Source organism: Stenotrophomonas maltophilia group sp. Smal12 (genome assembly GCF_037079935.1).
GTDB classification, from domain to species: domain Bacteria; phylum Pseudomonadota; class Gammaproteobacteria; order Xanthomonadales; family Xanthomonadaceae; genus Stenotrophomonas; species Stenotrophomonas sepilia.
Map to the genome: position 1 here is coordinate 94,697 of NZ_JBAWUK010000011.1, position 11,784 is coordinate 106,480.

The following is an 11,784-nucleotide window of genomic DNA, read 5'->3' on the forward strand; positions in this document are numbered from 1 at the left end:
CGGCGCCCTCCCCTCGCTGGGGTCACCAGCACGCTCAGCCGGCCGACTGCGCTGCGATCTTGAAGGTGTAGAGATCGGTCTCGCCGGCCTGGAAGATGACCGGGCCGGTCAGGGTCACCTGGATCGGCTCGTCACTGAACCAGTCAACGTCACCATCGACGGTCAGGTCGACGTTGGGAATGGTCAGCAGGCCTTCGTCGCCACTAATGCGGTCCTGCATGTCGCCCAGGATCTGGAACGACTTGCTCGGGGTGGTGCCGCCGCTGATTGCGGTTTCCAGGTAGGCATCGAAGTTGTAGTCGGCCGTCACAACATCACCGGCCTGCAGCGCGCCACCCTTCTTGGGGATCAACAGACCATGGCGGGGGTCGAGGTCATAGTCGGCGCCCTTCACCAGGTCCACTGCGCCCTTCTTGAACGCCGGCGCCGGCGTTGCTTCGATGAAGTTGTGCGGCAGCTTCACGGGGGTATCCACGCTGCCAACAATGACCGACACAGCGGTGGCCGAGCCGGCTGCCACAGTGGTGTTGACCAGAGTGCCGTACAGCATGCGAGCCAGGAAGGCCGTCGGCACTTCCAGCGCGGTAATCGAGACGTTGGTGACGCCCGGATTCGAATCCTTGTGGATGATCTGCTGATAGCGAGCATCGCGGCGCTTGCTCTTGATCTCCACTGAATCGCCGGCTTCGTAGCTGAAGGTCAGCGAGGACTGCTCCAGGGGCTGGTTACCGAACTTGTCGGCGGGCTCGGGAATGACGGGGACGCGAACGCCCTCGGCGCCGTGCTCCCAGAAGCGCAGGTCACCTGCGAATTTACGGACTTTGGGCTGTGCCATGGTTCTGGTTCCTTTACGGGTTGGACACGGGCTCAAAGGTCTCGGTCAGACCAGCCCGCGCGGTGATCTGAGCGACTACGGCGGTATGCCCGGCATCGTCCTCCAGGGTCGCCAGCTGGGTTTCCAGCAGTTCGAAGCTGGTCACCCCCAGCGGCAGCGACTTCTCTTTGAACGTCAGGGCGCGAATCAGGTCGTGGCGCGCGCGATGAACGAGCAGCCTGGGATTCGCTTCATCGCTGCCACGCGGAACTTCGAACTCGATGGTGATGGCCGCATCGGAGCTGGACTGGGCCACACCGCCGCCACTGCGCGAAAGCTGGCGGACAGAGATGATCGTTGCCGGCTCGGTGCAGTTCTCGCTGATCTCGGTTTCATCGATGATCACGGCGCCCGCACCAATGTCAGTGCGGAAGCCACTGCTGCGCAAGATCAGGCGGACACGAGCAGCCAGGAACTCCACCAGCTGCCACGACAGCGGCTCTGCCAGGTCAGACACGGGTCACCAACCAGCGGCTCTGCGAGCCGTCATCGCTGATCTTCTTGCTATTGACGAAGACCTCCGTACCGAACGCGCTCGAAACCAGCTCGAAGCGATCGCCCTGGTCAGGCGCTACGTCCGAACGCAGGTACGCGATCTCCACACGCCCGGCCCTGAACTGGCGCAGTTCACCGATGGTCTCAACGTCCCGCTCCACGTAGGCACGCACACCCTCGGTTGCCGCACCATCCTTGGCCGTGTACCGACCTCGCGACGCCATGCCCGCCAGCGTAAAGGCGGCGTGCAACGTGCCATCCAGATCGCGTAGGAAATCGGGCTCGTTCACCGGGCACCTCGCGAACAGAGCAGCGCGTAGGCCTGAAGCCCCCTCACTTGTGCGTCGCACTGGGCGGCGGCGCCAACAGCTCGGCCCGCACTCTCAATTCGGTCGTCGGCTCGACCATCAGGCTGGCTGGCGGCAGCGGCGGCTGCGGACAGCTCGGCGGTGGCGACGGTCGCTTGCCAGCGCTGGTGCAGGCGCTGGTTGCCATCGCGTAGATCAGCAATAAGGCGATCAGATGCTTTCTGTGCATCGTCCTTCTCCCTTTCATATGTGGCCGCCAAGTGATTGGCGGCTTGAGCGTTGGCGCGTTCCGCTGCAAGCACGTCATTCGCGTGAGCCAGTGCCGTCGCAGCGGCATCACGCTCATCTCGAGCTTCGTCTCGGGCTGCGGAGGCGATGTCGGCAGCCCGGTGCGCTTGAGCGACCGAACCCCTCTGCCAAATGACCAGCACGCTCAAGCCAAGCAGCAGCGCCAGAAGCACCCGATTCATGCCACAGGCTCCTCGACGGGAGGCACGACCACCCCCAACTGCTTGAGAGCGGACTCCAGCGAGATGACACGAAGCCTCAACCTATGAGCATCCTCTTGCGCCTTCATGCGCAAGCGAACCTCCTCGTTGTACTGCTTGACCACCTCCGCCTGGGAGGCTTCCAACGACTTGACCCGCTCAACGAGCCCGTTGAGCAGATCTACGTTGGCATCGGTCTCGGTGCGCTCCTTGCGGCGCGCCAGAACCGCACCCCACGTTTCCCGGAGGAGCCACAGCGCTACTGCGCTGGCGGCCAGCCACCAAGGCGCGCCAGAGCCTTCTGCGCCCCCGATCACTTCAGCGCCTCGGCGACGCCGGCAGCAACCACGTCTGCACTCCAGTACATGCCGCCGTTCTCGTGTTTGGCAATGGCGGTCGCGAGTCGCCCCAAGGTCACAGGGTTATCCAGGCGAATCACTTCCAACGGCGACACGCCGACCGCCGCCGCAACCTGTCGGACGTAAGCGCCCGTATCGTTCTCCACCGGTGGTGCCCAGCGTCCGATGATCTCCTTCACCGTGCGCAGGCCATGCTTGCGCTGGTAAGTGAGCAGCGTCTTTGCCAAGGCTCGGAACCCGGCTTGCGGGGTCAGGAACACGCAGAAGCGCTGTTCGCGGGCGATTGCTGCGGCGGACCGATCCTCACCCTGCCACGGCGTGCTGGTGCGGTCGATATTGCCAGGATTGTTGTTGCGTACGCCGCGCGGCGAGCTGGTGGTGCCCATGCGATCCCCCGTTGTCGCTGTGGAAGAACCGGCACCGCTCACGCCACCCGGGCATCTGTGAGCGGTGCCGGCCAGTTTGATTACGCCTTGGTGGCGTTGCCGGGCGAAAGCCGGACTTCGGCCGTCGTCTGGCCGGTGGAGCCGGCGGCCCAGGCGAACGCTGCGCCGGTGATGTCGCCGGCCACGACAGTCGCGGAACTACCATCGACTGCCTTGGCGCTTGCGCTCCACACCAGCTTTTCACCCTGCTCGAAGACCGCCGTCGGCACCTTCGGCAGCGTGAACACGCCGCCCAGGGCTACGCTGCCCGTCGCGCCGGCGGCGACGTTGACCAGGGCAACCCCCAGCTGATGACCGACGACAACCGCCTGACCCGATGCAACCTGCTGTTCGGTGGTGTTGGTCCAGGGGATCACGTCCCCATCGGATACGAAGTTCTGTGCCATGTCTCAGTGCTCCAGTTGGGGATCAGCCGCAGCGCTGCACGCCGCGATAGTCGAGGGCGGCAATGCCGAAATCGAGGCGGGCCTTCCAGCGCACACCGTCGACGGTGAAGCCTTCCTCGTAGTCCAGGAAGGGTTCGGTGATCCCATCAAGGAATGCGACCTCGATGGCCGGACAGTCGTTCGGATCGGCGAACAGGTACCACTTGTCGTCCTTGATGCGCGCGGTGTCGACGATGTCGCGGAAGAGACCCTGCACAGCGTTCGGGCGTTGCAGCTTCCCTTCAGCGTCCGGGTCGTACTCGGCCTTGTTGGTGACACGCGCGGCACTGCCGTATTTGGTCGGACCGAGCCAGAGTGCCGGCGACAGATCCAGCACATCATTCCCGCCCACGTCCTTCTGCTGGGCCAGCTGGACGCGCATCGCGTCGACCGAGGTGACGCTCGGCACTGCTGCCGCCAGGATGTTGCCGTGGTCGGCGTGGAACAGCGTCTTGTTGGAATCCAGCTTCGGATTGCTGGCGAGGAACGCATACGCGTCGGCCTCAATGGTCCGCTTTGCGGCACGACCGAAGGCGGTCGCCAAGCCGAGGAACGCACCCAGGTCGTCGTTGATGATCGCCTGACGCGTCAGGTTGATGGTGTTGCCCTTGGTGCCAGCGGTGATGGTTGCCTTCTCGCCGTCCGGGATCTTCTTGTTCTTGAACTCGCCAGCCTCGGTCAGCTTGTCCAGGTTGCCAATGCTGCCCACGCGGTAGCGCGAATGCTCGCGGAAATCACTGACGGTGCCGGTGACGCACCAGCGGGACCAGGTGTCCGGCGCAACGGCGTAGGCCGCCTGCAGCGCCTTGTGCATCGTGCTTTCGAGCAGCACCGGGAAGTCACTTCCGCTCTGCGTGAACGCGCGGCCGACCAGCTCCAGCTTCGCCATGCCATCGGTGCGTACGCCGCAGCGCTCCAGGCTACGACGGGCCAGATCCATCAGGGTCAGGCCGCGCACTGGATTGTCACCGGTGAGCGCGAAGATCCGCTTGGTTGCGGGATCGATCACCTGGGCTCGGTGCAGCAGCGCATGCGTCACAGCGGAGCGCTGCAGATCCTGCTCGTCCTCGGTGACGCTGATGCGGTTGATGTTGCCGCCAGCAGCGGCGTCGCGCTGCTCCAGCGTGGTCAAGATCAGGCCACGCACGTGGTCGACCGAGTGACCAGCGCGAATCCAGCCAGCTGCATGCTCGGTCTGGCCGTGGCGAGCTGCCAGCTCCACGATGTCGGCTGCGCGCGTGTCACCTTCCGGAGCCTGAGCTGCGGCCGGCGCTGCCGGAGCCGGGGTGTTGTTGATGGGTTCCTGCTGGACCGCCGATTCGGCGGCGCGGGCGGCGGGCTGAGGCATGGTGTGCTCCTGCGACGATGCGCTACGGGTGAATACACAGGGGGTCCCCTGTGCGGGTTGATTGCTGCGGGTACCTGCTGCCGGGTCGGCCGGCACAGTGACGAAGCTGATCTCGCTCGGCGTCCACTCCACCGCGCGGTAGATCGGCAAATCGCCGGGGTTGACGGCGCGCTCGATCTCATAGCGCTGCACGGTGTAACCAACCGAGATATTGCGAATGATTCCGGCACCGATATCGGCGATTACGCCGGCCAGCTCCTCGCGGCCGGAGAGACGGATAAGGGCGTGGCCTTCACCATTGGAGAGCCAGGCGCGATCAACCACACCCATCTGTGAGCCGATGCCCCAGGTGTTATGGCTGTCCAGGACCGGTGCAGCGCCAGACGACAGACGCTCCATGTTGCAGGCAGCCTCATCAACGACCAGCTCCTCCCAGTAGTACGTGTCATTCCACCAGTCGTAGCGGCGCACTCGGGTACCGGCGGTCCACTGGAGTTCGATCGTGCGTGCCTCGCTATCGAAGCTGGTCGGCTGCAGCTTGGCCTCACGCAGCTGCGGGGGCATGAGGCGCGTCGTACCGTCCTGCGTCGGAGCCTGGATTGGCTGGGGCATGGTCATTCCTCGTTGGTTGTTGAGGCGTCGACCAGGCCGGTCCGGGCGCCACTGGATTGAAGGAAAGTCATCAGACCGAGGGCGCCGGTCTCTTTCATCCGCTTGAAGTCCTTGCCCATCTCGACGTACACCGCATCCGGGTCGTAGCCACGCCGACGCAGCGCCTCACTGGGGGAGTTGAGACCGGCGCCCATCGCTGCGATTTCCGATTCGATGTCCTGCTTGGGGTTGACGTAGTCCCAGCGCGGCGTGCTCCAGTCGGCAGTGCTTCCCGTGGAACGGACCCCACCGCCAAGCGCAGCTGCTTCGTCAAACCAGCGCCAGATCGGCTTACACATCTGCGGGACTAGCACCAGCCACTGCATCTGCTCGCAATCACGACGGAACTCCATCTGCCGGATGCGGGCACTGGAGAAGTTCACCTCACGCATATCACCGGTGGCCGACTCGTACGGGACACCGATGCCAGCAGTGATGATGTGCGCGTTAAACTTGCAATACTCGACGTAGCCCCCTGCCGGCTTTGGCTCGACAGTCTGGAACGCCGTGGCACCAGTGATGTGGGTGACGCCACCGCTGGGCAGTGGCCCAAGGTCGGTGACCTGGTCGCGATCTGAGCCGAGCTGCGAAGGGCCGTCATCGTCCGCGTTGGACATCGAGTCGATGTCGCCACTGACGATCACACCAAGCCGCGCTTCCAGGTTCTTACGCGCGAGCTCGGCGTCTTCGTACAGCATCAGATCGCGCACTCGCGCGATCACCGGGGCGAAGCGCGTAATGCCGCGTCCCTGCCCGGGGCGGACGGGGTTGTAGAGGTGGATGATGTCGGATGCCGGCACCAACGAACTGCTCAAGCGTACAGAGCCACGCACAGCCTCACCGGGATGCGCTCCGAACAACCAGTAGCCGCGAATCCGACCGATCGCGTCGTACTCAATGCCGTTGATGATCTGACCACCGCCAGACGCAGACCCGTTCTTGTTCCCGTCCAGCCAGTCAATCTCCAGTACCTGAAGTTGCAGCGGGACTGCGAGACCGTCCGACTGACGCCTGGTGCGGCGGCGAATCATGACTTCGCCGTCCTGCTCCATCGCGCGATACGCGGTAGCCATGAGGCCGTAGATGTCCGACTTTCCATCAGCATCCGCCACATCGGCCCAGCGGCCCCACAGGATGTCCAGCGCGGAAGCGTTTGGGCCTTCGGCCTTGGGAGTAATTCCGGTCCCGATCGTTGCGCTCACCAGCACCTGGAGGGACCGCGCGCAGTACGGAACGTTCTGCACCAGCGCCCGAGCCCGGTTGCGCAGCTCGCGGGCGTCTGCCAGGTGATCGGTGTTCGCGCTGGCCCCCGCCCTACGAACACGCCAACCGTCAGTGCGTGAAGCGCCCTCGTAGGCACGTACCGCGTCCAGCGTTGCTCTGGCGCGGTGACGCTTCAGTGCTGCCTGCGGAGAAATGGCGCCGATGACCCTGTCCAGCAGCGAGGCCGCCATGTCAGAAGCCCCTCAGCGTCGTGAAGCGGTAGCGGCGTGTGGCCGACTTCCGTCGGCCAGCCGTCGTGGCGGCAACCTCAGCTTCCATGCGGTCCAATGCCGTCAACATGGCTTCGACGGACTGATACGTGATCTGACGATCACCATGCCGAACGGACAACTGACCGCTGGCGATGGCGGCCTTCAGCCTCTGCACATCGTCTTTGGTCCAGCTCATCAGTGAGGCATCCGCGAGATCATGGATGCAAGTTTCCTGATCAAGTGCGGGTGAGTCTCGGGGAACTCACCCGCACCCCCTACTCATTGGCGCAAGGCTCATCCAGCAAGCGGTACAGCGTCCGTCTGTCAATCCTGAACCTCCTGCACAGCGACCGTACAGACTCCTGTTGCTGCATCCCCTTTCGGATCTCATCCACAGGGTAGGCACTGATTTGCATGCTGGCGGGGATGTACAGATCCTGTGCTGGGTACTCCTCGACAAGGTAGGCCACCACGGCCTCCACAACGCTGCGTATATCGTCGCTATCACATCGCAGGCGTAGCGCGGCGCCGACCGCGAGCTCCTCCGTCAGCTCACTGATTCGTACCTTGCTTCGGACTGTGTTCCTGCTCACCACTGCCTCCCCGTGCTGCGAGGCTGCGCGGGACGTTGCCGGCGAGGCACACTCGATGTTTCACGGGAATCAGTGGACGTGTCGGCCTCCGACGCAGCACCTTGCGTTTCGCGTGAAACGTTCACGCTTGGTGGCGCAGCCAGCCTTTGTTCCAAAAGGTCCCAATCGGAACGCGTGAAGCGGTTGATGCGGACCTCTGGGTGATGGGTCGCCGCGTAGGCATACACCCATGTGTCCAACGGCTCGTTTCGGGTCACCTTCTTCTCAAAGCGATTCTTAACAGGGTTGTAGACCTCCGACACCAGGCCTGGGAAGAACTCATCCGGCAGCTGGTCACTGAGGTGGACCATGCGATTCTCGGGCTTACGCTCGGCGTCAGCCGACAGACGGCTGTAGAGGTAGTGCTTGGCTGCAACGGTGCCCACGTGGTTGATGGTGATGCCGCGCTTGTCAGTCTTGCCCTTCCAGGTGACGTCAGCCAGCTTGCCCTTGGACAGAACGGGAGCGTTGTTGGGTACAGCACCAAAGATGCACATTGGTCGGGTGATGCGCCGCTGACGGACGTAGTTTTTGACGGCCTCGGTGCGGTGACCACCAGCGTCGATGGCCACTGCCATCGGCCGGAGCAGCGCGCCATCGTCGCGCTCGATTGCGCGGTTGAGCAGATCGGTCAGGGCTACCCACACCGCTTCCTCGGCCGGATCGCCCTGCAGCTCCACATAGTCCAGCGTCCATGCGGTCATACCACGTCCCCAGCCGACGACATGAACGGCAAGACGGTTGTCCTGCGTATCCACTCCTACGGTGATAGCCAGCACGCCTTGCGGAGCCGAGCGAAGCGCATAGGGCTCGGCGCGATCTTTGATGACGTTGTGCTTCACTGCCCGCATTGCCGGGTCTTCCCACGTCTCGGCCAGGCGATCATTGACGAAGGTCTTTAGGGAAGCGGGATCGCCCTGCGCCTCCAGCCATTCCTTCACCAGGTCCAACCAGCGCGGCCCCAGGCCGAACTGGTAGTAGAGGCAGTTGATGGTGTAGCCGCGAATGGGCGAGTCAGGGTTGGCCGCGACCCAGCGCCCGTTGGCGATCATCTCGGTCTTGAAGTGTTCCTCGATGGCGACACCGCACTCGCAACAGGCGTACCACGCGTGGCTCTTATCGGGCGACCACACCAGGCCACTCCACTGCAGCGCCTGGTAATGGCCGCAGTAGGGGCACGGCACGTGATAGCGGCGCTGGTCACTCTTGTCGTACAGCTTCGCGATCCGGCTGAGTCCGGCGATGCCAGGCGTGCTGATGTACTGGCGCTTGTAGGTAGTCGGGAAGGACGACGTGCGGCCGTCCAGCATCTTCACCGGATCGTCGCCCGTGGAAAGCTGCTGCGGCGCCTCATCGATCTCATCCACCTGGAGGTACTTCACCGTCGAAGACTTCAGGCGCTGCGGACTGCCCATGTGCTCCACGAACAGCTGGCCGCCGGCGAAGTCCTTGAACGTGCGCTGGTTCGCGCTGTCGCGGCTGGCGGTGCTGGTCAGCGCTTTCTTGACCGCTGCGCACACCTCGATCATCGGGTTGAGCTTCTGGGCGATCCACTTGTTCATGGACACCTCACCCGGCAGCGCGTACATCATCGGGCCCGGCGCATAGTCCATCCAGTAGGCCATGGCATTGGTGGCCAGCTGGCTCTTGCCGAACTGGATCGGGAACATGCAGACCTGGTCATGCACTGGACTACGGGCGGACATGTTGTCCATCGGCTCACGCAGCGGCGGGTTTCGGTCCGTCACCCAGCGCCCGGGCTTGCTGCCGCTCTTGGTGGAAAGGCGCATGTGCTCATCGCACCACTGCGACACGCTCATGGGCCGCCGCGGCTGCAGAGAGCGCGCCAGCACCGACGCCAGGCAGCTTTGTGCCTCCATCATTCCACAGCCTCCGCTGCCTTGGCCGCCAGCGTGCGGAAGCCCTGGCTCAGTTCTTCCAAGGCGTGGCTCACCTCATCCCAGACCAGCCGCCGGCACCCGGCCTCATCCAACGTTGCCGCGAGCTGTGGCGCCAGTGTGTCGGCCAAGCGCTCCATTGCACCTCGGAACGTCGTTGCATGCTCAGCGAGGAACGCCTCCACGTCTGCGCGCGGCAGCAGCAGCCCCAGCTCCTTCTGCAGCGCGATGTGGGCCATGTGCGCGTCGGTCTCGGCCTTGTCAGCGAGCGCCTTGGCCTTGCGCGCAGAGTCCGGGGTCTGAGGGCGGCCGGCGCGTGAGGGCCTGGCTTCGTCGTCGTCTCCGTCATCTTCATCATCATCGGTGTCGGCGTCGACGGCATTGGCACCCTCCCCGCTCCCCACCAGCGCGCTACCGCGCTCATCTGCGTGGCGCTGGGCGACACCGGCATAGACCGGGTCTGCGGTGCGAGCGTAAAGCTCCAGGGAGGCGGCCTTCAGGAATCCCTTGCCGCCCTCACCCACCACCACCCTGCCCTTCTTCCTCAGCTCGACCACATAGGACGGCTTGCAGCCGATCAGCGAGGCCAGCTCCTTGCCAGTGATCGTCACGTCTTCCTCAGCCATTGCTACCCCCTTCTCCATTTCCTTCGAAGATTGTTAAAGCGGAAAAACGCGCGCGCGCGAACATGTGCGGGCTGTGCGGCGGTGTGTGCGGGATGCAATAGCCGCTGAATCCACGCGGCACAAGGCGTGTGCGGCGTGTGCGGGATGTGCGGTCACCTATATACGCACGCGAGCCGCATCGGGGCGTTGCAGAGCGATGCCCATTCGCGCACGCGCCCGCCCATGTAGGCCGATGCCCGCACATCCCGCACACGCGTACTGCCGCAAGCGATTCACGGCAGTTCATTGCCCGCACATCTGCCCGCACATCCCGCACGCACCGCACATTGATGGGCATAGTCTTCACGCACGCGCCTTGTAGTCGGAGTACATGCGGCGGAATGACACGACCTGGTCCCCCAGCCACGCGGCCTCTGTCTTTCCGTCAGGCACCGTGCAATCGCCCAGCATCAGGAACCCATGAGGCCCGTTGACGGTCTGCTCGATCTGGTAGCGCTTCCGCGCTCGGTCGGGATGAAGGATCTGGCGCTTGCGCACCAGCGCGTTGATGAACTTTGGTGACGGCGCCGGGCGTGGCATGCCTTCGCGTGCGCACCAGGCCTTGTAGACCTCGTACCACTCCTTCGACAGCGCCGGCATGGGTTTCAGACCCGGAATGTCATCGCCGTAGAGCTCGTCCAGGAATCGCTGCGGGCTGTCCTGGCTCAGGCCGATCAGTTCTTCCTTGGCCTGCGTCATCGGCGGATTGGTGCCGTTGGTAAAGCCGGTCAGGTCAACCTGCAGCAGGTAGTGGTGCAGCGCCGCCGTCGCACCGTTGCGGATATCGGACAGCACCTCGGAGTAGAACTCCTGGCTCAGCTTATCTGGCGTCCAGATCACCGCATGGCGGCGGTCATCCTCCTCCAGCACGACCGGCATTGCCTCGTTTGAGAGGAAGACCAGGTTGGCGTGGTTGTCTTCCTCGTAGGCCTGGATGTTCTTCGGGTTGATGCGGATGCGATCGCCGGTGATCAGCGCCTTGAGCTTGTTCTTGAGGTGGTAGACCTCGGTGCGTGCAACCACTTCGTCGGCCAGCAGGAACAGCTTGCGGCTTGCCCAGTCGTTGAACTTGTCTTCTAGGGCGGCCTGGTCAAGCACGCGGCCGTACTCACCGTAAAGCTTCATGTACTCATCGAAGAACATGTTCTTGCCGGTGCCCTGCGGACCATGGATCACGATGGTCGATTTCATCTTGGCACCCGGATGCTGCAACGGGTACGCAAGCCACTTGACCACCCAGTCGTACAGCGCCTTCTGGTTGGCCTCGTTCCCGCACATGTGCCAGAGCAGGCGCAGCAGCCGGTCGCAGTTGCCCTCCTGCGGCACCGTCGGCCAGCCTGCGAAGAGATTGCAGGTCACGCCCGGCTTCTCGCCCGAGGGATCGAAGTCGACCTCGCGGACACGCACGATCGACCGATCCGAATGCTCCATCCACGCGCGGTGCAGTTCCTTACGCACGCAAGCATCGCGCATGTCGCCCAGGGCCACCAGCATGTGCTCTTTGTGGTCGAACACCGTGCCGCCCTGCCCGTAAACCAACGCAAAGCGATCGAGCAGCTCGGTCAGCGAATGGATGGGGGCCAAGCGATCATTTGTTGGCGCGCATCCAGAACTGACCCACTTTCGGCGGTGATGCGCGGGTAAAACTGACCCACCTGAAGCCCACATCCTGAGCATCTTTTGCTCGGGGGATTTCAGGAGTGATCACCATGGTCATGTT

At 63.8% G+C, this 11,784-nt stretch carries 13 protein-coding genes; all 13 read right to left on the reverse strand.

What is annotated here, in order from left to right:
* Window positions 1-34: 34 nt before the first annotated feature.
* The 13 genes from WDC87_RS07285 to WDC87_RS07345 all read right to left on the reverse strand — a co-directional run bounded on the left by WDC87_RS07285 (window position 35) and on the right by WDC87_RS07345 (window position 11,648).
* The gene (locus WDC87_RS07285; RefSeq protein ID WP_301655170.1) at window positions 35-835 is read right to left on the reverse strand and encodes a hypothetical protein; all 801 of its coding nucleotides are present in this window, start codon (window positions 833-835) and stop codon (window positions 35-37) included.
* A 13-nt stretch (window positions 836-848) separates the two neighbouring features.
* Window positions 849-1,331, reverse strand: a complete 483-nt coding sequence (locus tag WDC87_RS07290) for a hypothetical protein (RefSeq protein WP_301655169.1) — start codon at window positions 1,329-1,331, stop codon at window positions 849-851.
* On the reverse strand, window positions 1,324-1,659 hold the full coding sequence (locus WDC87_RS07295) for a hypothetical protein (RefSeq protein WP_301655168.1): 336 nt from the start codon (window positions 1,657-1,659) through the stop codon (window positions 1,324-1,326). Before WDC87_RS07295 ends, WDC87_RS07290 begins: the two co-directional genes overlap by 8 nt.
* Window positions 1,656-2,147, reverse strand: a complete 492-nt coding sequence (locus WDC87_RS07300) for an endopeptidase (RefSeq protein ID WP_257470821.1) — start codon at window positions 2,145-2,147, stop codon at window positions 1,656-1,658. The genes WDC87_RS07295 and WDC87_RS07300 overlap by 4 nt, the downstream gene beginning before the upstream one ends.
* Complete coding sequence (locus tag WDC87_RS07305) at window positions 2,144-2,482, reverse strand: hypothetical protein (RefSeq protein ID WP_257470822.1); 339 nt, start codon at window positions 2,480-2,482, stop codon at window positions 2,144-2,146. Before WDC87_RS07305 ends, WDC87_RS07300 begins: the two co-directional genes overlap by 4 nt.
* Window positions 2,479-2,910: a structural protein P5 gene (locus tag WDC87_RS07310; protein WP_301655167.1), complete on the reverse strand. Its 432-nt coding sequence runs from the start codon at window positions 2,908-2,910 to the stop codon at window positions 2,479-2,481. Before WDC87_RS07310 ends, WDC87_RS07305 begins: the two co-directional genes overlap by 4 nt.
* An 80-nt stretch (window positions 2,911-2,990) precedes the next feature.
* A complete protein-coding gene (locus WDC87_RS07315; RefSeq protein WP_301655166.1) occupies window positions 2,991-3,356 on the reverse strand; it encodes a DUF2190 family protein in 366 nt (121 codons plus the stop codon).
* Between the two features lie 22 nt (window positions 3,357-3,378).
* Window positions 3,379-5,307 (reverse strand): prohead protease/major capsid protein fusion protein, encoded by a 1,929-nt coding sequence (locus WDC87_RS07320; RefSeq protein WP_245884913.1) that lies wholly within the window; start codon window positions 5,305-5,307, stop codon window positions 3,379-3,381.
* 50 nt (window positions 5,308-5,357) lie between these two features.
* Window positions 5,358-6,848, reverse strand: coding sequence for a phage portal protein (locus WDC87_RS07325; RefSeq protein ID WP_154348799.1), 1,491 nt, complete (start codon window positions 6,846-6,848; stop codon window positions 5,358-5,360).
* 1 nt (window position 6,849) lies between these two features.
* Window positions 6,850-7,065: a hypothetical protein gene (locus tag WDC87_RS07330; RefSeq protein WP_015994693.1), complete on the reverse strand. Its 216-nt coding sequence runs from the start codon at window positions 7,063-7,065 to the stop codon at window positions 6,850-6,852.
* A 393-nt stretch (window positions 7,066-7,458) separates the two neighbouring features.
* On the reverse strand, window positions 7,459-9,384 hold the full coding sequence (locus WDC87_RS07335; RefSeq protein WP_301655165.1) for a phage terminase large subunit family protein: 1,926 nt from the start codon (window positions 9,382-9,384) through the stop codon (window positions 7,459-7,461).
* The gene (locus WDC87_RS07340; RefSeq protein ID WP_301655164.1) at window positions 9,381-10,025 is read right to left on the reverse strand and encodes a hypothetical protein; all 645 of its coding nucleotides are present in this window, start codon (window positions 10,023-10,025) and stop codon (window positions 9,381-9,383) included. Before WDC87_RS07340 ends, WDC87_RS07335 begins: the two co-directional genes overlap by 4 nt.
* Before the next feature lie 342 nt (window positions 10,026-10,367).
* On the reverse strand, window positions 10,368-11,648 hold the full coding sequence (locus WDC87_RS07345) for a DUF5906 domain-containing protein (RefSeq protein ID WP_301655163.1): 1,281 nt from the start codon (window positions 11,646-11,648) through the stop codon (window positions 10,368-10,370).
* Window positions 11,649-11,784 lie beyond the last annotated feature (136 nt).